The 20,029-nt window shown below is 69.5% G+C and carries 21 protein-coding genes; 13 read left to right on the forward strand and 8 right to left on the reverse strand.

All coding sequences use genetic code 11. The features are described from left to right. Positions 1–28: 28 nt before the first annotated feature. Positions 29–3,298 (reverse strand): lamin tail domain-containing protein, encoded by a 3,270-nt coding sequence (locus tag BLU84_RS02065; RefSeq protein WP_083382251.1) that lies wholly within the window; start codon positions 3,296–3,298, stop codon positions 29–31. 250 nt (positions 3,299–3,548) lie between these two features. On the opposite strand from BLU84_RS02065, the gene BLU84_RS02070 reads away from it, so the two are divergent. Together BLU84_RS02070 and BLU84_RS02075 are read left to right on the forward strand one after the other, a co-directional pair. Next, entirely contained in the window at positions 3,549–4,433 is an 885-nt protein-coding gene (locus BLU84_RS02070) for a tryptophan 2,3-dioxygenase (RefSeq protein WP_074862250.1), read from the forward strand. Between the two features lie 418 nt (positions 4,434–4,851). Next, the gene (locus BLU84_RS02075; RefSeq protein WP_074862253.1) at positions 4,852–6,390 is read left to right on the forward strand and encodes a peptide MFS transporter; all 1,539 of its coding nucleotides are present in this window, start codon (positions 4,852–4,854) and stop codon (positions 6,388–6,390) included. A gap of 499 nt (positions 6,391–6,889) precedes the next feature. On the opposite strand, the gene BLU84_RS02080 is transcribed toward BLU84_RS02075, so the two are convergent. Further along, positions 6,890–7,384, reverse strand: coding sequence for a MarR family winged helix-turn-helix transcriptional regulator (locus BLU84_RS02080; protein WP_074862256.1), 495 nt, complete (start codon positions 7,382–7,384; stop codon positions 6,890–6,892). Positions 7,385–7,573: 189 nt separating this feature from the next. On the opposite strand from BLU84_RS02080, the gene hppD reads away from it, so the two are divergent. From hppD to hmgA, 3 genes are all read left to right on the forward strand, one after another. Further along, positions 7,574–8,665 carry a 4-hydroxyphenylpyruvate dioxygenase gene (hppD, locus tag BLU84_RS02085; RefSeq protein WP_074862258.1) on the forward strand — a complete coding sequence of 364 codons (1,092 nt, stop codon included), beginning with the start codon at positions 7,574–7,576 and terminating at the stop codon, positions 8,663–8,665. A gap of 26 nt (positions 8,666–8,691) precedes the next feature. Next, complete coding sequence (locus tag BLU84_RS02090) at positions 8,692–9,192, forward strand: hypothetical protein (RefSeq protein ID WP_074862261.1); 501 nt, start codon at positions 8,692–8,694, stop codon at positions 9,190–9,192. 167 nt (positions 9,193–9,359) lie between these two features. Beyond that, positions 9,360–10,688 (forward strand): homogentisate 1,2-dioxygenase, encoded by a 1,329-nt coding sequence (hmgA, locus tag BLU84_RS02095; RefSeq protein ID WP_074863275.1) that lies wholly within the window; start codon positions 9,360–9,362, stop codon positions 10,686–10,688. On the opposite strand, the gene BLU84_RS28125 is transcribed toward hmgA, so the two are convergent. Beyond that, positions 10,631–10,810 (reverse strand): DUF6053 domain-containing protein, encoded by a 180-nt coding sequence (locus tag BLU84_RS28125; RefSeq protein ID WP_425479294.1) that lies wholly within the window; start codon positions 10,808–10,810, stop codon positions 10,631–10,633. The genes hmgA and BLU84_RS28125 overlap by 58 nt on opposite strands. On the opposite strand from BLU84_RS28125, the gene BLU84_RS28130 reads away from it, so the two are divergent. From BLU84_RS28130 to BLU84_RS02115, 5 genes are all read left to right on the forward strand, one after another. Beyond that, on the forward strand, positions 10,728–10,937 hold the full coding sequence (locus tag BLU84_RS28130; RefSeq protein ID WP_425479295.1) for a DUF6053 domain-containing protein: 210 nt from the start codon (positions 10,728–10,730) through the stop codon (positions 10,935–10,937). The two genes, BLU84_RS28125 and BLU84_RS28130, sit on opposite strands and share 83 nt — an antisense overlap. Further along, positions 10,934–11,590 carry a hypothetical protein gene (locus BLU84_RS02100; RefSeq protein ID WP_074862264.1) on the forward strand — a complete coding sequence of 219 codons (657 nt, stop codon included), beginning with the start codon at positions 10,934–10,936 and terminating at the stop codon, positions 11,588–11,590. Before BLU84_RS28130 ends, BLU84_RS02100 begins: the two co-directional genes overlap by 4 nt. Positions 11,591–11,708: 118 nt before the next feature. Beyond that, on the forward strand, positions 11,709–12,722 hold the full coding sequence (locus tag BLU84_RS02105; RefSeq protein ID WP_074862267.1) for a sodium:calcium antiporter: 1,014 nt from the start codon (positions 11,709–11,711) through the stop codon (positions 12,720–12,722). Between the two features lie 73 nt (positions 12,723–12,795). Next, a complete protein-coding gene (gene nhaA, locus BLU84_RS02110) occupies positions 12,796–14,031 on the forward strand; it encodes a Na+/H+ antiporter NhaA (protein ID WP_074862272.1) in 1,236 nt (411 codons plus the stop codon). Positions 14,032–14,040: 9 nt separating this feature from the next. Next, on the forward strand, positions 14,041–14,907 hold the full coding sequence (locus BLU84_RS02115) for an NAD-dependent epimerase/dehydratase family protein (RefSeq protein WP_074862275.1): 867 nt from the start codon (positions 14,041–14,043) through the stop codon (positions 14,905–14,907). Here the strand turns inward: BLU84_RS02115 and BLU84_RS28135 are convergent. Both BLU84_RS28135 and BLU84_RS02120 read right to left on the reverse strand, forming a co-directional pair. Then, a complete protein-coding gene (locus BLU84_RS28135) occupies positions 14,850–15,089 on the reverse strand; it encodes a DUF6053 domain-containing protein (RefSeq protein WP_425479296.1) in 240 nt (79 codons plus the stop codon). The two genes, BLU84_RS02115 and BLU84_RS28135, sit on opposite strands and share 58 nt — an antisense overlap. Next, a complete protein-coding gene (locus BLU84_RS02120; protein WP_074862278.1) occupies positions 15,011–15,880 on the reverse strand; it encodes a DMT family transporter in 870 nt (289 codons plus the stop codon). The genes BLU84_RS28135 and BLU84_RS02120 overlap by 79 nt, the downstream gene beginning before the upstream one ends. Before the next feature lie 80 nt (positions 15,881–15,960). Here BLU84_RS02120 and BLU84_RS27010 point away from each other — a divergent pair, with 80 nt between their 5' ends. Both BLU84_RS27010 and BLU84_RS02130 read left to right on the forward strand, forming a co-directional pair. Then, a complete protein-coding gene (locus BLU84_RS27010) occupies positions 15,961–16,380 on the forward strand; it encodes a hypothetical protein (protein WP_170849070.1) in 420 nt (139 codons plus the stop codon). A 210-nt stretch (positions 16,381–16,590) separates the two neighbouring features. Next, positions 16,591–17,046, forward strand: coding sequence for a hypothetical protein (locus BLU84_RS02130; protein ID WP_139174561.1), 456 nt, complete (start codon positions 16,591–16,593; stop codon positions 17,044–17,046). 27 nt (positions 17,047–17,073) lie between these two features. On the opposite strand, the gene BLU84_RS02135 is transcribed toward BLU84_RS02130, so the two are convergent. From BLU84_RS02135 to BLU84_RS02145, 3 genes are all read right to left on the reverse strand, one after another. Then, entirely contained in the window at positions 17,074–17,568 is a 495-nt protein-coding gene (locus BLU84_RS02135) for an Mpo1 family 2-hydroxy fatty acid dioxygenase (protein WP_074862286.1), read from the reverse strand. A 121-nt stretch (positions 17,569–17,689) separates the two neighbouring features. Continuing rightward, positions 17,690–18,025 (reverse strand): DMT family transporter, encoded by a 336-nt coding sequence (locus BLU84_RS02140; RefSeq protein WP_074862288.1) that lies wholly within the window; start codon positions 18,023–18,025, stop codon positions 17,690–17,692. 395 nt (positions 18,026–18,420) lie between these two features. Beyond that, a complete protein-coding gene (locus BLU84_RS02145; protein WP_074862290.1) occupies positions 18,421–19,350 on the reverse strand; it encodes a phosphoribosylaminoimidazolesuccinocarboxamide synthase in 930 nt (309 codons plus the stop codon). A 282-nt stretch (positions 19,351–19,632) separates the two neighbouring features. Here BLU84_RS02145 and BLU84_RS02150 point away from each other — a divergent pair, with 282 nt between their 5' ends. Then, positions 19,633–19,971 carry a J domain-containing protein gene (locus BLU84_RS02150; RefSeq protein ID WP_074862293.1) on the forward strand — a complete coding sequence of 113 codons (339 nt, stop codon included), beginning with the start codon at positions 19,633–19,635 and terminating at the stop codon, positions 19,969–19,971. Positions 19,972–20,029 lie beyond the last annotated feature (58 nt).

The following is a 20,029-nucleotide window of genomic DNA, read 5'->3' on the forward strand; positions in this document are numbered from 1 at the left end:
GCGGGCGATCAGGCGATCGCGCTCAGGGTCACGGCGTCGGCGCGCCGCCCGTGCCGGGCTGCTCCGGCGGCGGCGTCACCCACAGCGAGCCGACCGCGCGGCTGTCGCCGGGCGTGGGATCGTAGGACTGCGCGCTCGCCGAGGCGGCCAGCGGTATCGACAGGCCGACCATGCCGGCGTAGGTGGCCGAGGCGATCTGGAACGGATAGCCGGCGTTGATCGGCAGACTCGCCGCGGAGCAGGTCACCGTGGTGGCGTTGTCGCTGACCGTCGGCGCCGCGCAGGTCCAGTCGGACGACGGCGGCGTCACCTCCAGATCGCCGTCGCCCGTCGCCGATGCGAAGGCGACGCCGACCGCGTTCGCGGCTTGCGGGCCGTTGTTGCGCAGCCACGCGCGATAGCGCAGACGTTCGCCCAGCGCCACCGAGGCCGCGCCGTCCGCGTCGACCTGCAACGACAGGTCGGCGCGCCGCCGCGGCACCCAGGCGATGCGCAGCGGGTCGCTGCTCGCCGCGCGCGCCGGCGTGCTCGCATCGTCGTGCAGGATCGCCGGGAAATCGGCGTTGATGCGCGCGCGCTGCACCCGCAGCTGTTCGCTGGCGAGCACGAATTCCTCGCTGAGCAGCGCATGCCGGGTGCTTTGCGCATTGCCTTGGTCGAGCGAGGAATAGCGGCGCTGTGGCTCGATCATGCTGTCGGCCTGGATCAGGTCGGGCTGCACCCAGTCCTGGCCGTCGTGCACCGAGGTCGCCATGTCGTCGCCCGGCGTGCCGGCGACGACATTGACCGTGTCGACATAGCCATCGCTGAAAGCGAAGTTGTCGAAATCGCCGAGCACCAGCAGCGGCGGCTTGATCCCGTCCACGCTCTGGTTCTGACGTTGATTGACGTAACCGGCGAGGAACTCGGCCTGACGCTGGCGTCGAATGCGCACGATTTCGACGTCCGGCGATGGGCCTTCGCTGTCGGCGCGGCCGTCCAGGCCGACCAGCACCGCGCTCAACGGCGCGACGCTGCCGTCGCCGAGGTGGACGGTCGCGTCCAGCGCCAGCGGCGCGCGCCGGTACAGCGGGCCGGGCCCGTCCCAGGTGGCGTCGGCGCCGATCGGCTGCACCCGCACATCGCTCAGGCGCGGGAAACCGCCGCCCTGCGCCGATGCCGTCTTGTACAGATAGGCCAGATTGAGTCCGCGCGGATCGCGGCCTTCGAACAACGCGAACTGATACTGCGGCCGCGGCTCGTGGGCTTCGTCGGCGTCGGCGTCGATGCGCATCGACAGGTTCTGCAGCACTTGCGCGTTTTCCACGCCGCCCAGCGCGACCACGTCCGGCGCGCCGAGCGAGCGGCGGATGCCGAGCGCGGCCTTGCGCAGATTGCGCTCGTACGCGGCGACGGTGATCACCTCGTCGGCGTAGCGCGGATCGTCCTGGATATCGAACATCCGCTCCAGATCGTAGTAGGCGATGCTGAGCGCGCGATCGGCCGGCAACGGCGGCAGCGGCATCGTCGTGCTGGTTGCGCTGTCGCGGTCGTCGTCGGCGCTGCGCGGCGTCATCCCGGGCGCGGTCAGCAGCGGCTTGCCTTCGCTGCTCATCAGCAAGGTGTAGCGGCCGTTGCGCACGCTCAGCACGCCGCCGGCATCGCGCATCCGCGCGTCGCCGGCGACTTGCAGCGGGCCGGAGCCCGAGGCCGAGCTGTCGATCGCGATCACTTCCGGATTGCCGTCCCACAGCGGCAACAACGGCCCGTTGGCCGAATCGCCCTGATTCTGCGGACGCACGCGCAGGCCCGGTTCGCGCTGCGGACGCGCCGGCTGCGGCGACACCGGCGGCGCGAACACGACCTGGAAGGTGCCGTCGCTGATCGTGGTGTCCTGGCCGGGAACCCGGCGGCCGCCGGTGGGGCCGACCACGCGCAGATCGCCGCCGAGTCGGATCCGCATGGCTTCGAAACGTTCCAGCTCCTGCGCCGCGTCCGGCGCCAGGCCCCACAACGTCTGCAGCATCGGCAGGCTGCCGGCGCCGAGCACCTGGATGTCCGGCGTGCCGCCGATCGCGGTCAGCGTGGCGGTCGGCGTGGTCGGGTCGGACGCGTATTCGAGCACCGTGCCCGACACGCGCACGCGCTGGCCGATCAACGACGCATCGCCGGCCTGGCCGGTCAGCACGAACAGCGCGTCGGAGGTGGCCGGATCGGCATCGGCCTCGCCGGCGCCGTTCTGCACGAACAAGCCGTCGGCGGCGACGGCGGTGACCGTGCCCTGCACCGACGCGAGCTGGCCGAGCAGCGGCGATTGCGCGCCGCGACCCTGCACCGCGCCGATCGGCACGATCGGGTAATCGTCGTTGAGGATGGTGGCGGTGGCCTTGAGCACGCCGTCGGCGTCGGTCAGCACTCCCGGCGTCAGCGCCTGCACGTGCAGTTCGAAGGTCTCGTCGGCTTCGACGACGCGGTCGCCGATCACCTGCACGACGAACGCGGCGGAGCTCGCACCCGCGGGAATGGTGCCGTTGACCGGCGCGATCGCATCGAAGTCCTGGCCCGCACTCGCGCTGCCGGGGTTGGTGTTGGCGCGCCACGTCACGCCGCCGGCCGGCGCGGGGCGGTTGAGCTTGATCGTGAAAACGAATGCGCTGCGGCCGCTGTCGCCTTCGACTTTGGCGATGTCGGCCACGCTCAGCGTGAGCGGCGGCAACGCGACGCACGGCTTCGCCGGCGATTTCGAATTGCGCGGCGCAGGCGCGCCGACGCTGAAGTCGGCCGAGTCGGTGCCGCTGTCGAAGCAGCCTTCCTGACCGCGCAGCAGCGCGTCGCGTCCCGGCGCCGCGAGCGCCGCGGCGCTGCTGCAACGCACGGCGCTGCCGTAGATCACGCGATCGCGCGCGCCGGCCGGGCATTGGCCGCTGAGCGTGCGGTTTTCGCTGACCACGGCCAGGCGGCCGGTGCTGGCCAACAGGCTCAGCCCCAATTGCAGATCGGGCGTCGGCAGCGCCGCGAGGCCGCTGGTGGGGCTGCCGGTGGCGATGAGGAAATAGCCGCCGGCGGGAATGCTGCCGCTCAGCGAGGAACGCTGCCAGTTGTTGGCGGTGGCGGACGGGTTGTACTGCAGCGACCAACCGTCCAGCGACACCGGCTGGTCGCCGGTGTTGTGCAGTTCGACGTAGTTGCTGCGATAGGGCGAAGCCGAGACCGACCCGGCGCCGGCGTAGATCTGGCTGACGACGATTTCGGCCTGGGCGGTGCCGGCCAGAGACAAAGCGATACCGGCCGCGAGAGCGCGGCTAGCGAGTGAGTGCATGAAGTCCCCTTGAGAATGAAGCCTGCAGAATGAGCCTGCGGCCGGTCGTGCGCCGCTGCGCGCGGTGGCGGGCAGGCGTCGCCATTGTCGCGCGCGGGCGTCGCACACCTCGCGACTGCGTGACCGCTGTCGCGGCCGCGCCGAGCGCTGGTCGCGCGCGTTTGCGTACGGGCCGGTCGCGGCCGAGGCGCGCCGGCGCGGCGCGTGCCCGGATGCGCTACGCTTTGCGCCCCTGCCCGAGCCGCCGACGATGTCCGTAGAGAAGAACCAGCGCGAACTGGAAAGCGGTATCCATACCGACCTGCACGGGCACATCACCTACGGCGGCTATCTGCAACTGGACAAGCTGCTGTCGGCGCAGCGCCCGCTGTCGCAGCCGGGCCATCACGACGAAATGCTGTTCATCGTCCAGCACCAGGTGGCGGAGCTGTGGATGAAGCTGATCATCCACGAGCTCAGCGCCGCGCTCGAACACCTGCGCCGCGACGAAGTCTGGCGCTGCCAGAAGGTGCTGGCGCGCTGCAAGCAGGTGCTGCGCCAGCTGATCGAGCAATGGTCGGTGCTGGAGACGCTGACGCCGTCGGAGTACATGGGCTTCCGCGAAACCCTGGGGCCGTCTTCGGGCTTCCAGTCGCTGCAGTACCGCACCATCGAATTCATGCTCGGCAACAAGAACGAGGCGATGCTCAAGGTGTTCGCCCACGACCCGCAGGGCCAGGCGGAGCTGGAGCGCGCGCTGGCCGCGCCGAGCCTGTACGACGAATTCCTGATGTACCTGGCGCGCTTCGGCCACGCCGTGCCGGCCGCGCACCTGCAACGCGACTGGCGCCAGCCGCACGTGGCCGACGCGCAACTGCAGCCGGTGTTCGAACGCATCTACGAGAACACCGACCTGTATTGGCGCGAGTACGCGCTGTGCGAGGACCTGGTCGACCTGGAAACCCAGTTCCAGCTGTGGCGCTTCCGCCACATGCGCACGGTGATGCGCATCATCGGCTTCAAGCGCGGCACCGGCGGCTCCAGCGGGGTCGGCTTCCTCAAGCAGGCGCTGGAGCTGACGTTCTTCCCGGAGCTGTTCTCGGTGCGCACCAGCATCGGCCCCGGCGGGGATTACGGCGCCGCGCCGCACGAGTGACGCTCCCGCAGCCTCCTGTAGGAGCGGCGCGAGCCGCGACTGCGAACCCTCGGCTACGACGAGCGTTACGGCTCAAGTTGGGCTGACAGGGCGCTGGCTACGGGCGAGGGGCGGCGTAAGTGTGGTTTCGCGGTCGCGGCTTGCGCCGCTCCTACAGGGAGCTACCGACTTTTCGGGCGAACCATGACAGTTGTCACCCGATGGCGGCATGAAGCCCGCCATTAGCGCGACTTTCGCGTTATAGACACGCAAAAATCTTCCCCATTCAGGCACTTGCGCGGGTAAATGTTGCGACGCAGCATGCTGTCCGCACTTTCACGAATGTTTGACGCAGCCCGCCTGTGCCGGTAAATCTCCCCGGCCCGTGCCGTCGGCGTGGGATTTTCATTCAGTTTCCATACCGATCAGGGGACACCGCATGAGCGGAGCCGCGACACCGACCCAGGGCCAGGCGCCCATTCCCGAATTCTCGCAGCGACTGGGCCATCCCAAGCCGCTGTGGATGCTGTTCATGACCGAATTCTGGGAGCGCTTCGCCTTCTACGGCATTCGCTGGGCGCTCGTGCTGTACATCGTCCACCAGTTCCACGGCGGCGACTCCGCCGGCGAAGCGCCGGCCAACCGCATCTACGGCGCCTACCTGGCCCTGGTCTACGCCGCGGCGATCTTCGGCGGCTACATCGCCGACCGCGTGCTCGGTTACCAGCGCTCGATCCTGCTCGGCGCGGTCATCATGTCGGCCGGCTTGTTCATGATCGCGCTGCCGAACGAGCAGATCTTCAAACTCGGCCTGGCCACGATCATCTGCGGCAACGGCCTGTTCAAGCCGAACATCTCGACCATGGTCGGCAAGCTCTACGCGGTCGCCGACGAGCGCCGCGACTCGGGCTTCACCATCTTCTACATGGGCATCAACCTCGGCGCGATGCTGGCGCCGCTGCTGACCCAGTACCTGGCCAAGAAGATCTTCGGCAGCGAAGCGCTGCCGGACTACAAGATGGTGTTCATCGCCGCCGGCGTGGGCATGCTGATCAGCCTGGTGTGGTTCTGGTTCGGCCGCGCCGGCCTCAAGGGCATCGGCGTGCCGCCGGAAGGCCAGCAGGATCCGCGCAAGGTCGTGTACGTGTTCCTCGGCTCGCTGGTCGCGATCCCGGCGGTGTACTTCCTGCTGGCGATGGGCGCCACCGCGCTGCAGGGCGTGCTGACCGCGATGTTCCTGGGCCTGTGCGGCCTGTTGCTGGTGGAAGGCTTCCGCGAAGGCTCGCAGCAGCGCGACAAGGTCGTCGCGATGCTGATCATCTTCACCTTCAACATCCTGTTCTGGATGTTCTTCGAACAGGCCGGCAGCTCCTTCACCTTCCTCGCCGACAAGATCGTCGACCGCGACATCTTCAGCGGCGCCGTGGCCGACCTGGTCTTCAGCCTCAGCGGCGAGCGGGTGTTCCCGACCGCGTGGTTCCAGTCGGTCAACTCGATCGCGATCATCACCCTGGCCCCGCTGATCGCCTGGATCTGGGTGGCGATGGGCCGGGCCAATCCCTCGATCCCGCGCAAGTTCGGCCTGGGCCTGATCTTCAACGGCCTGGCCTTCCTGCTGCTGATGTTCGCCCTCGGCAGCCTGCTCAGCGACGGCAAGATCCCTTTCTGGACCCTGTTCGCGGTGTACTGGATCCAGTCCATCGGCGAGCTGTGCCTGTCGCCGATCGGCCTGTCGATGGTGACCAAGCTGGCGCCGGTGCGCCTGGTCGGCTTCGGCATGGGCGGCTGGTTCCTGTCGACCGGCATCGGCAACAACCTCTCGGGCATCTTCGCCGGCCACGTCAGCGGCGAAGGCGGCATGACCACGACCTCGGCGCTGAGCGGCTACACCTTCGGCTTCTGGGCCCTGGTCGGCGCCGGCGCGCTGCTGTTCCTGATCGCGCCGCTGGTGCAGAAGCTGATGCACGGCGTGAAATAAAGCCGCAGCAGGTTCGAATGCGAAAACGGCGGCCTTGGGCCGCCGTTTTCGTTTGTGCGCTGCGCGGATGCGAAACGCGCGCAGGCCGGATGCGCGATAGTAGGCCAGCGGCGAGGATCGCCGGGAGCGACGACGATGGGCAGCGTGAGCATCTTCCACTGGCTGGTCTTGCTGGTGCTGGTCGGCGGCGCCGTGGGCGCAGTGGCGCTGATCGTCTTGCTCGCCAACCAGCGCAAATAAGCGCCCAGCCGAACTACCGCGACCGCCCCGGCCGCCCCCTGTAGGAGCGGCGCAAGCCGCGACCGCGAAACCGCGCCTGCGGCGCCGCCTTCCTGGCCACGTCCCCCATCCCGTCGTCATTCCGGCGAACGCCGGAATCCATTTTGATCTTGTTGCTGCTCGTAACCGGCATTCAGCGCAACGGCAAAAATGGATTCCGGCTTTCGCCGGAATGACGGTGGAAGAAGGGATGGCGGAGAGCGGTGCGAGAAGCGACGCCTCAGCGCGTTTCCGCCGCCATCTCCGCCTCGGCCTGCATCTCCAGCTCGTCCAGCCGGTCCAGCAGCCGGAACAGCGCCTCGCGCTCGACCGTCTCGATCCCGGCCAGCAGCCGCTGCTCGAACGCCAGCGCCATCGGCGCGACCTCGTCGTAGATCTTGTAGCCGTCCGGCGACAGCTGCAGCACCGAGCGGCGGCGGTCGTCGTCGTGGGTGTCGCGCTCCAGCCGGCCGGCCTCGGTCAGGCGCGCGACCGCGCGGCTCACCGCCACCTTGTCCATCGCCGTGCGCTGGGCGACCTCGTTGGCCGACAGGCCGGGGAAGCGCCCCAGCACCGCCATTACGCGCCATTCGGTCACGCTCAGGGCGTATCGCTGCGAATAGACCCGGGCGATCGCGCCGCTGACCCGGTTCGACAGCACCGACAGCCGGTAGGGCAGGAAGTGGTCGAGGTCGAGCTCGGCGTGGCGGCCGCCGGCACGGGCGCCGGCGCGCACGGGCGCGGCGACGGGGCGGCCGGACGGCGGTTCAGCCGCGGCCGGGTCGGACGGGGCGGGCGCCCCGGAATGGGAATTCGGTCGAGTCATGCTGCACTGTGTCTTGATTATGGTTTCATGTGAAACTATAACGACCACTTTCCCTGAGGCCGTCCGTAGCGGATCCGGCCGCCACCCGAGAACAATGCCATGAATGCACAGCCCAACCTCGGCATGCAGGTCACCACCTTCGAAAATCCGCTCGGCATCGACGGCTTCGAGTTCGTCGAATTCGCCGCCCCGAAGGGCCAGGGCGCCTTGCTGCACGACTATTTCCGCAAGCTCGGCTTCACCGCCGTGCTCAAGCACAAGTCGCGCCCGGTCACCGTCTACCGCCAGGGCGGGGTCAACTTCCTGGTCAACGAGACCCCCGACAGCTTCGCCTCGGCGTTCGCCGACGCCCACGGCCCCTGCGCCAGCGGCTTCGCGATCCGCTTCAAGCAGCCGGCCGGCGAAGTGCTCAAGGCCGTGCTCGCCAACGGCGGCGAAGCGGTGACCGATCGCGCCGACACTCGCGTGATCGACGCGCCGGTGGTCAAGGGTATCGGCGACTGCATGCTGTACCTGGTCGACCAGTACGGCGGCCAGGGCGACGCCTACGCCGACTACGAGCCGATCGCCGGCGCCGATCAGAACCCGGCCGGCTTCGGCCTGACCTTCATCGACCACCTGACCCACAACCTGTACTTCGGCAACATGCAGAAGTGGTCGGACTACTACGAGCGCTTGTTCAACTTCCGCGAGATCAAGTACTTCGACATCAAGGGCGCCAAGACCGGCCTGGTGTCCAAGGCCATGACCGCGCCGGACGGCATCGTGCGCATCCCGCTCAACGAGTCCAACGACCCCAAGAGCCAGATCAACGAGTATCTGGACGCCTACAAGGGCGAGGGCATCCAGCACATCGCCTGCTTCACCGACAACATCTACGACACGGTCGAGGCGATGCGCGCGCAGGGCGTGGACTTCCTGGATACGCCGGACACGTACTTCGACGTGATCGACATGCGCGTGCCGAACCACGGCGAAGACGTGCCGCGTCTTGCCAAGAACAAGATCCTGATCGACGCCGACCCGGAAACCCACCAGCGCAAGCTGCTGCAGATCTTCACCCAGAACGCGATCGGCCCGATCTTCTTCGAGATCATCCAGCGCAAGGGCAACGAAGGTTTCGGCGAAGGCAACTTCCAGGCCCTGTTCGAGAGCATCGAACGCGACCAGATGCGCCGCGGCGTACTATAAGCGCCTCTCATCGCAAGGCTTTGGAAATGCTCAAGGAACTCGTCGACCTGTTGACCTGCCGGGAGCTGGATCCAGAAGAACTGGCATCGCTGACGGCCGCGATCGAGAACGCCGGCGACGATCCCGACCTGGACTGGCTGGACGATCCGTCGCCGGAAGAGCTCATCCAGAACGCGATCGTGTTCAAGCTGGTGAACCACCTGGCCGTCGGCGACAAGGTCGACGAGGTGCACCAGCAGATCAGCGATTTCTTCGCCGAGCCGCTGACGGATTTCCCGCGCCACGCCAACGGGCGCGGGTACTTGCCGGACGACTATTTCGCCTGGCTCGATCCGTTGCTAGCCGAACGCGGCAAGCATGGCGGCGGTTACAGGTTGCTGTTGCTCGACGACAGCTTCAGCGACCAGTTGAACGCCTTGCTGGTCTGGCGCAAGGACACTGCGCGGGTGCTGGAACTGGCGAGCGAACTGGGGTTGGCGATCGAGTCGTCGACCGAGCGTTCGTCGGGCTACCGCGCGATAGTTTGAAGGGCGGCGGCCGCGCCGCGCCGGTGCCCGAGCGCCGGCGCCGCGGCCGCGAAGATTCGAAACGGCGCGGTCGCACGACGGCGCCACGCCGCCGATGCGCGCGGCGTCCAACCGCATAGCGAGTCCGCATGAGTACCGCAGCCAACGACATCGACAACGTGATCCCGATGCCCAGCACCGACTCTTCGCGCCAGCTTCCGCGCGGCTACATGAGCGGCTTCGGCAACGAATTCGCCACCGAAGCCGTCGCCGGCGCCTTGCCGGACGGGCAGAACTCGCCGCAGCGCGCGCCGTTCGGGCTCTACGCCGAACAGCTCAGCGGCACCGCCTTCACCGCGCCGCGCCAGGAAAACCGCCGCAGCTGGCTGTACCGGATCCGTCCGGCGGCCATGCACGGCGCGTTCTCGCCGTACTCGCAGCCGCGTTTCCACAACGATTTCGGCGACGGCCCGGTGTCGCCGGATCAGCTGCGCTGGGATCCGCTGCCGCTGCCCGACAGCGGCGCGGTCGATTTCGTCGACGGCCTGTACACCATGGCCGGCAACGGCTCGGCCGCCGGCCAGCACGGCTGCGGCATCCACTTGTATGCGGCCAACCGCTCGATGCAGGGCCGGTTCTTCTACAACGCCGACGGCGAAACGCTGATCGTGCCGCAGCAGGGCCGCTTGCTGATCGGCACCGAGCTGGGCGCGCTGGAAGTCGACCTGATGGACGTCGCGGTGATTCCGCGCGGCATCCGCTTCCGCGTCGAACTGCTCGACGGCGCCTCGCGCGGCTACGTGTGCGAGAACTTCGGCGCGCTGCTGCGCCTGCCCGACCTCGGCCCGATCGGCGCGAACGGCCTGGCCAATCCGCGCGATTTCTCCACTCCGCACGCTTCCTATGAAGACGTAGACGGCGAGTTCGAACTGGTCGCCAAGTTCCAGGGCCATCTGTGGCGCGCCGACATCGGCCACTCGCCGCTGGACGTGGTCGCCTGGCACGGCAACTTCGCGCCGTACAAGTACGACCTGCGCCGCTTCAACACCATCGGCTCGATCAGCTTCGATCATCCCGACCCGTCGATCTTCACCGTGCTGACCTCGCCCAGCGACACGCCCGGCACGGCCAACATCGACTTCGTGATCTTCCCGCCGCGTTGGCTGGTGGCCCAGCACACCTTCCGCCCGCCGTGGTTCCACCGCAACGTCGCCAGCGAGTTCATGGGCCTGGTGCACGGCGTGTACGACGCCAAGGCCGGCGGCTTCGCGCCCGGCGGCGCGTCGCTGCACAACTGCATGACCGGCCACGGCCCGGATGCGGAGACCTTCGAAAAGGCCTCGCACGCCGACCTGAGCAAGCCGCACGTCATCGTCGACACGATGGCCTTCATGTTCGAAACCCGCGCGGTGATCCGTCCGGCCGCGCAGGCTTTCGACGCAGCGCACCGCCAGCGCGATTACCAGGCGTGCTGGGCGGGGCTGCAGAAGCATTTCGATCCGTCCAAGCGCGACTGAGCGCGGCCGCGGGACTGCAGTCCCGCGGCCGCGGCTTTTGTGGGAGGGACTTCAGTCCCGACGCTTTGCGGCCCGATTGCGAAGGTCTGGAACGAAAGCGTCGGGACTGAAGTCCCTCCCACAATGCCGAAACCCGCGCAACGCACGACGGCTGCGGTTCCACTGAGGCGCTTCTCGCCGCGTTCACGCAAAACCGCTAGGCTGCTCCGGCCATTCGCAACGCGCTCTTGCGCCGGAGTCCGCCCATGATCCTCGCGCCGAACTCGCTGCCCGCCCGCCTGGGCCTGCTCGCCGCCGCGCTGCTCGCGCTGGCCGCGTGCCAGCGCGAAGCCGCGCCGCCGCCGCAGGAATCGGCGTCCGCCGCGCCGCCGGTCAATCCCGCGCCGATCGACGATCAACCTGCCGAAAACGTGCCGCCGGCGACCGCGCCGGTGTCCTCGCCGCCGCCTTCGGCCGCGGCCGGCCAGGCGCGCTTCGACGGCTACGGCGACCTGCGCTTCGGCATGACCGCCGAGCAGGCCAAGCAAGCCTGGGGCGGCGAGCTCAAAGGCAAGCCCGACGAACCCGGCGGCTGCTACTACCTGCAACCGATCTGGGGCAGCAATCCGCGCGACTTCGGCTTCATGGTCGAAGACGGAAAGTTCGTGCGCGTGGATGTCGGCAACGACAAGGAAATCGCGCCCGGCGGCGGCAAGAAAGGCATGAGTGCGGACGAGATCGGCAAGCTCTACGCCGGCCGCATCGAAACCCAGCCGCACAAGTACGAGCAGGGCGCCAAGGTGCTGCGCGTCAGCGACGCCGGCGGCGGCGTGCTGGTGTTCGAGACCTCCAGCGACGGCAAGGTGGCGCGCTGGCGCGTCGGCGTCCCGCCGCAGGTCGATTATGTCGAGGGCTGCTCCTGAGCCCGGTTCGCTGGGCATAATCGCTGCGACGCCATCCGCGCCCGGCCCACGCCGGGCCCGCGCGCCGGTCGCGACCCAACGGGCCTGACGGCTCCACCGCAACGCAAGGGGAAATGCCATGTTGGAAGCTGTCGGCCTGTTCGTGCTGGGCCTGCTGCTGTTGGCCCTGGGCGGCGACTCGGTGGTCAAGGGCGCGTCCGGGCTGGCCCAGCGTCTGGGCATTTCGCCGTTCGCCGCCGGCCTGGTGCTGGTGGCCTTCGCCACTTCGCTGCCCGAGCTGGCGGTGAACCTGCAGGCGGTGTTGCGCGGCCAGCAGGCGCTGGCGCTGGGCAACGCGGTCGGCAGCAACGTGGTCAATTTCGGCCTGACCCTGGGCCTGGCGGCGCTGGCCGCGCCGCTGACGGTGCGCTGGCGCGCGTTGGCGCCGCTGTTGCTGGTGCTGTTGCTGGGAACGCTGGGCGTGATCGGCCTGGGCCTGGACGGCGCGCTGAGCCGTGGCGAAGGCGTGGCGATGCTGGTGGTGTTCGTCGCCGTGGTCGCGTACGCCACTGTGCGCACCCGCCACGAGAAGCCCGAGGTGCAGGACGCCATCGCGGCCTACGCGCAGACCCAGACCCATCTCGGCCTCAATCTGATCCGGCTGCTGATCGCCGCGGCGCTGCTGCACCTGGGCGCGTATCTCATCGTCGGCGGCCACGGCCTGTGGAGCCTGCACGCGCCGCTGCCGGCCGCGGCCGGCGGTTTCGGTTCGCCGAATGCGGCGATCATCGGCGCCGCGCTGGGCCTGTCGCCGCTGCTGACCGGCCTGCTGCCGGTGGCGATCGGCACCGCGCTGCCCGAGGCCGCTGCGGCGGTTGCGGCGGCGCGGCGCGGGCAGGGCGAGATCGTGGTCGGCCACGTGATCGGCTCGAGCCTGTTCAACCTGTTGTTCGTGCTCGGCGGCATGGCCGCGCTGCGCACGCTGCCGCTGCCGGCCTCGTTCGTGCGCTTCGAATTGCCGGCCGCGGCGGTGTTCGCGCTGATGCTGTATCCGATGCTGCGCGGCGACCTGCGCATCAGCCGGCGCGAGGGCGCGGTGCTGGTGCTGGCGCTGCTGGCCTGGATCGGCCTGGAACTGGCGATGCTGGGCTGAGCCCGCGCCGGGCGCGGCCGCGTGGGCCCGGCGTCCACAATTTCCATGCAAACCTCCCGCCTATAATGGCGGGATGAGCGAAATCACCACCCCTACGCCGCGCACGCCGCGACGCGCCTTGCGCGCGCTCAGCGAATTCTTCCGCCTCGAAGCCGCCGGCGGCATCGTCCTGATCGCCGCCGCGGTGCTGGCGCTGATCGCCGCCAATTCGCCGCTGCAGGCGGCCTACGAGGCCTTCCGCGAGATTCCGGTGCAGGTGCGCATCGGCGCGCTCGACATCGGCAAACCGCTGCTGCTGTGGATCAACGACGGGCTGATGGCGATCTTCTTCCTGGTCGTGGCCCTGGAGATCAAGCGCGAAGCGCTGAGCGGGCAATTGGCCGAGCGTTCGCAACTGGTGCTGCCGGTGGTGTGCGCGATCGCCGGCGTAGCGGTGCCGGCGCTGCTGTTCTATGCCTTCAACCGCGGCGATGCCGCGGCGATGCGCGGCTGGGCGGTGCCGACCGCGACCGACATCGCCTTCGCCCTGGGCGTGCTGGCGCTGCTGGGCTCGCGCGTGCCGGCGGCGATGAAGCTGCTGCTGTCGACCATCGCCGTCATCGACGACCTGATCGCGATCCTCATCATCGCGTTCTTCTATTCGCACGGCCTGTCGGTGACCGCGCTGATCTGGGCGGCGGTGGCGCTGGCGGCGATGTGGCTGCTCAACCGGCGCGGGGTGAAATCGCTGGGGCCGTACCTGGCGCTGGGCGTGGTGCTGTGGGTGTGCGTGCTCAAGTCCGGCGTGCACGCGACCCTGGCCGGCGTCGCCACCGGCCTGATGATTCCGCACGTCGACAAGCGCAACAACATCGACGACGACAAAGAACACTCGCCGCTGGAAACCCTCGAGCACGCGCTGCACCCGTGGGTGGCCTACGCGATCCTGCCGCTGTTCGCCTTCGTCAACGCCGGCCTGTCGCTGAGCGGGATCGAGATGAAGGACATGCTGGCGGCGCTGCCGATGGGCGTGGTGATCGGCCTGGTGGTCGGCAAGCCGGTCGGCATCGTCGGCGCGGCGCTGGCGATGCGCGCGCTGGGCTGGGCCCGGTTCCCGGCCGGCATGGACCTGCGGGCGATGGTCGGCCTGGGCCTGATGTGCGGCATCGGCTTCACCATGAGCCTGTTCATCGCCTCGCTGGCCTACCAGGATCCGCTCTTGTTCGACGAAGCCGTTCTCGGCATTCTCGGCGCCTCGCTGCTGTCGGCAGTGATCGGTTACTTCTGGCTGCGCGCGGTATTGCCCGCGCGCGGCGGCGCCCAGGGTTAAGACGAACGGATGAAGCACGCATTGGTGTTCGGCGGCAGCGGCCAGATCGGCCTGCCGCTGCTGCAGCGGCTGTATCAGAACGGTTGGCGGGTCACCGCGATTTCGCGCGGCGAGCAGACCGACCGGCCCGGCCTGCACTGGCTGCAGGGCGATCTGCAGAACATGCCCGAACTGCCCAAGCGCGTGGACGCGATCTTCAGCTGCGGGCCGCTGCTCAAGTTCGCCCAGTGGTACGACGGCTCGGGCGTCGAGGCCAGCCGCGTGGTCGCGTTCGGCTCGACCAGCGCCGAGACCAAGCGCGGTTCGGCCGATGCCGAGGAGCGCCGGGTCGCGGCCGAGCTGCGCGAGGGCGAGGCGACCTTGTTCGCCGCCGCGCAGCCGCGCAGCGATGCGGCCACGGTGCTGCGGCCGACCCTGATCTACGGCGCCGGCCGCGACGCCACCCTGACCCGGATCGCGCAACTGGCCCAGCGCCTGCGCTATTTCCCGCTGCCGCGCGGCGCCAACGGCCTGCGCCAGCCGGTGCATGTGGACGATCTGGCCCAGGCCGCGTTCGCGGCGCTGGCGGCGCCGGCGAGTTTCGGCCACACCTATGCGGTGCCGGGCGGGGAAACCCTGAGCTATCGCGACATGGTCGCGCGCACCCTGGCCTGCCTACGCCCGCCGGTGCGGCTGATCGAGCTGCCGTCGCCGTTGTTCAACCTCGCCCTGCTCGCGGCCCAGGCCACCGGCCGCGCCACCGGCCTGGGCGAGGCGGCGGTGCGGCGCATGCGCAGCGACATGGCCTTCGACATCGGGCCGGCGCAGCGCGATTTCGGCTACGCGCCGCGGCCGTTCCGGCCGAGCGCGGAAATGTTCGACCCGCCGCGCGGCTGAGTCGTGGGAGGGCCTTCAGGCCCGATGCCTTCCGGCCAGATCGCGGCGATCTGAGACAAAAGCATCGGGCCTGAAGGCCCTCTTACGAATGCTGCGGCCGACGTCAGCGCGCGCGCGCCTTGGCCAGATTGCGCAGCGCGATCATCAGCACCCCGCCCAGCACCATCGCCCCGCCGAGCCACAGGCTCGGCCCCGGCCGGTCGCCCCAGAACGCGATGCCCAGGCCGATCGCGATCACCGGCGCCAGCAACAGCCACGGGGTGATCTGCGCGACCGGATGGCGCTGCACCAGCACGTAGAACAAGCCGTGGCCGAGCAGCGAGGACACGAACGCGGCGTAGGCCACGCCGGCCCAGGCGACCCAGCCGACTTGCGGCAACGCGGCCACGCCGCCGGGCTCCAGCCACAGGCTGATCGCCAGCAGCGGCGTCACCGCGATCAGCGCGGTCCAGCCTTGCTGGCTGAACATGTCGAGCCCGCGCAGGCCCTTCATCAGCACCGTGCCCAGGGCGAGGAAACCGGCCGAGACCAGCATCAGCACCACCGCCAGCGGATGGTCGAGCACCATCGGGTCGAAGCCGAGCACCAGCACGCCGCAGAAGCTGACCGCGATCGCCGCGCCGGTGCGCCAGGCGAAGCGCTCGCCGAGCAGCCACCACGCCAACAGCGCGGTCATCGGCACATAGCTCTGCATCACGATCGCCGGTGAGGACAAATCCCCGGCGGCCTTGAGCGCGCTGAAGCTCAGGCCGAAATGCATCACGCCGATGCACAGGCACACCGCGATCAGGCGCGGCCATTGCCCGGGCGCCGGACGCTTGAGCAAGAACGCCAGCGGCAGCGCCAGCAGGGCGAAGCGCAGCGCGGTGAACAGGAACGGCGGGATCTCGCGCAACGCCAGCGCCGAGGTCAGGAAGTTGATCGCCCACGACAGGACGACGAGCAGCAGCAGGAGCAGATCGCGGGCGGGCATGGCCGGGGCTGGTGGGCTATCGTGGCCGCCTTGCGGGCGGACGCGAATGGCGTGACGGGGCGGACATTGTGAAGTATGCGGTGCAGACGGCGGGACCGGTGGGCTGGGGATTGGCGTTGCTGGCGATCCTGGTGCTGGGGCTGGCGCCGGCGGCATGGCTGCTGCGCGCCCAGGTCGCGCGCGCGGTCGGCGCGCGGCCGGCGTTCGGCGCGGCGCTGTGGACGGTGCTGTTCGGCGCGGTGTTGTGGGCGATGCTGGCGGTGACGGGGTTGATCGCCACCAACGGCACGGCGCTGGGGTCGGGCGCGCCGTTCGCGGCATTGGCGGTGGCGCTGTCGTGGCTGGCGCTGGGCGTCGGCGTGCGTTTGTATCTGCCCGATCCGGCCGGGGCCAAGCTGGCGTGGCCGCGGGCGTTGTGGGCGGCGTTGCCGGCAGTGGCGTTGCTGTGGGGCGAGGCGGTGGTGTTGCGTCAGGCGCTGCGGTGGTTCGATATCGGCTGAGTATGGGGCGGTTGCAGGGCGGGTGCGCGGTCGTTGGGTTTTCGCGGTCGCGGCTTGCGCCGCTCCTACAGTCGGATACGAACCGGCCGCCGCCCCTGTAGGAGCGGCGCGAGCCGCGACCGCGCCAACACAACGACGCCGCCACTCGCCGAACCGAAACACCACCCCGCCGAAACAGGCGCCAACGCCAGCGCAAAGGAGACGAACCGCATGGACATCGCAATGGTCGGCAAAGTGGTCCTGGCCATGCTGTGCATCGCGCTCTTGGTCGTGGCCTTGTTCCTGGTGTGGCTCAAGCCTGTGGCCTGGGTGCTGCGGCGGCTGGCGCCGAACGCGCTGGGCGGGTCGCTGCGCGAGGGCTCTGAGATGATGGCGGTGCAGTTCGCGCTGATGTCGATGATTCCGGCCGCGCTGACCTGGGGGTTGTTCGGCGCGCAGGCGCCGCAGTGGGCGCAGATCGCGTTGGTCGCCGCCTTGCCGTGGCTGGGCCTGACCCTCGGCGTGCGCCTGGCGGTGCGCGACAGCGAGCACCGGCCGCTGTCGTGGCCGAGCGCCGGCGCGCTGGCGTTGCCGGCCGCGCTGATGTGGTGGCTGGTCACCGCCCTGTTGCTGAGCGTTCCGCTGCTGCTCGGCTTTTTCAGCCCGCACGTGCCGCTGGTCGGTTGAGCGGGCCGGCGCGCCGCCGGTGCCGGCTCAGTACGCCCAACCCAGCTTGCGGTAGAGCTTGGCCAGCACCCACGCCGGGCCGATCAGCAGATAGGTCAGGTCGGTCAGGAAGCTCGGCTTCTTGCCTTCGATCTTGTGGCCGATGAACTGCGCGATCCAGGCCACCACGAATACGCCGATCGCGGTCCACAGCAGGGTGCGGATGCCGAAGCGCTGCGCGATCCAGTAAGTCAGCGCCGACAGCGCGACGAACTGGACCAGCATGCCCAGCCCGAGCGGGCGCGAGGCGCGGTAGTAGAACAGCATCGCCGCGAACATCGGCAGCGCCGCCCACACGCCGGGGCGGAACATGGCGTCGGGCGAGGGGATGCACCACAGCAGCGCGATCACGCTCCACAGGATCGCCGGCACGGCGAACACGTGGATGCGCTGGTTGGTGGCGTTGCGGTGATCGCCGGAATAGCTGGCGAACCAGCGGTCGATCGGGCGCTGCGTGGCGGCGGGGTGGGCGAGGGTGCTCATGGACGGCTCCCGTGGGCGAAGCACGGGCCGGCGGCCCGCGCGGTGGCTGACGCGCCGTGCGACGGCGCGCGGCTGGAGCGGCGCGGGCGCGCTGCGGCGGGCGCGCGGCCCGCCACGGCGTTCAGTGCGCCGCCGATTTCGAGAATAGCTGGATCACCAACACCCCGGACACGATCAGGCCGATCCCGGCGATCGCGCCGGCGTCGAGATGCTGCTTCATGAACAGCCAACCGATCAGCGAGATCAGCACGATGCCGACGCCCGACCACAGCGCATAGGCGACCCCGACCGGGACGGTCTTGAGCACCAGCGACAGGAAGTAGAACGCGACCCCGTAGCCGGCGGCGACGATCAGCGAAGGGCCGGCCTTGGTGAAGCCCTCGGAGGCCTTGAGCGCGCTGGTGGCGACGACCTCGGCGGCGATGGCGACGGCCAGGTACAGGTAACCGATGTTCATGCGGGGGCGGGTCTGCGGCGAGGGGGTTCGGCAGGGTAGCGCGCATGGCGGGCGGCGGGACGCGGTCGGCGGCGATGCGGCCAGTGTGGCGCGCGTTGTGGGTGGGGTCTGTAAAGCGGGCGACAGTTGGGGGGCGGGTTGGCGTGGGTGGGGTCGGTGCGAGGTCGGGCGAGGTCGGGCGAGGGTGCCGCCCGTGCGTATTGCATCGGCTGCCCATTGGCCGGGTCGCGGCTCGCGCCGCTCCTACAGGTAGCCCATGCGACGGCCGCAGCCCCTGTAGGAGCGGCGCGAGCCGCGACCGCGCCAATCCGAACCACGACGCCACGGCATCCGACTACGCAGCCCAAAACGACGAAGGGCCGCTTGCGCGGCCCTTCCTCTCGCAGCGTCCCGGCTCAGTCGACCGAAATGCCCGCCAGCCTCTGCAGCGCCTCGGCGTACTTCGCCCGGGTCCGCTCGATCACCTGCGCCGGCAGGTTCGGGCCCGGCGGGGTCTTGTCCCAGTCCAGCGTTTCCAGGTAATCGCGCACGAACTGCTTGTCGTAGCTCGGCGGGCTGGTGCCCAGCTGGTACTGGTCGGCCGGCCAGTAACGCGAGGAATCCGGCGTCAGCATCTCGTCCATGACGTACAGCCGGCCATTGGCGTCGGTGCCGAACTCGAACTTGGTGTCGGCCAGCAGGATGCCGCGCTGGGCCGCGTAGTCGGCGGCGTAGCGGTACAGGCGCAGGGTCGCGTCGCGCACCGCTTCGGCCAGCTCGGCGCCGACCGTGCGCACCGCGGTGTCGAAGTCGATGTTCTCGTCGTGGTCGCCGACGGCGGCCTTGGTCGAGGGGGTGAAGATCGGCTCGGGCAGCTGCTCGGCCTGGCGCAGGCCGCCGGGCAGGGCGATGCCGCTGATCCGGCCGGTGCGCTGGTAGTCCTTCCAGCCGCTGCCGATCACGTAGCCGCGGGCGATGCATTCGATCGCCACCGGCTTGAGCCGCTTGGTCACCACCGTGCGTTTGGCGTACAGCGCCGGATCGACGCCTTCGGGCAGCACTGCGGCGACATCGATGCCGGTGAGGTGGTTGGGAATGATGTGCGCGGTCTTGCCGAACCAGAAATTGCTGATCTGGCACAGCATCTCGCCCTTGCCCGGGATCGGGTCGGGCAGCACGACGTCGAAGGCGCTGAGGCGGTCGGTGGCGACCATCAGCAGGCAGTCGCCGCCGGGTGCGGCGCCGGCGGGCAGCCGGTCGGCGGGAAGATCGAAGACATCGCGGACCTTGCCGCGATGGCGCAAAGGCAGGCCGGGCAGTTCGGATTGCAGCAGCGTGGTCGTCAACGTGGGACCCCTGATGGCGTAAGGCACGACTCCCCGCCGCGTCTTGCGCGCCCGAACGGTCGTGGGCCTGGGCCTTCCGGGCCGCCCGGACTCGCGCGCGGGCGCGCGACGGGGCCGGGCAGTGTACGCCGCTTGCGGCCGCCGTGCAGGCCCGGCGTCGCGGTCCGGGCGGCCTGGGCCCGCGGCCGGCGCCGCGCCGGGCCGCCTGCGCGCGCGCCAGCCCCGTTAAGATGCCTGCCGAGGGGCCGCGCCGGCCCGGGAGCAGGGCGGGTCGCGGTCGCGATGAAGCAGCGCTGGTACGGCAAATTGCTGGGATTCTTCGCCGGGGCCGCGCTGCTGCGCGCCAACCCGTTCCTGGGCGCGATCGTCGGCCTGTTGATCGGCCACGCCTTCGACACCGACTGGTTCAAGCTGCGCGGCGACGATCCCTATGCCGTGCTCGGCCTGGACAGCGAGGCCAGCGACGCGGACATCGACAAGGCCTATCGCCGCCTGATCTCGCAATACCACCCCGACCGCTACGCCAACGACCCGACCGATATCCGCCAGCGCGCCGAGGCCAAGGCGCGCGATATCAATCGCGCGTACGACCGGATCCAGACGCTGCGCAAGCGCAAATAGCCGCTCGGTTTTTGCAGGTGGGGCGGACCGGGGCGACAATAGCCGCCTTTCTCCCAGG

The organism is Lysobacter enzymogenes (assembly GCF_900106525.1).
Classification (GTDB): Bacteria; Pseudomonadota; Gammaproteobacteria; order Xanthomonadales; family Xanthomonadaceae; genus Lysobacter; species Lysobacter enzymogenes.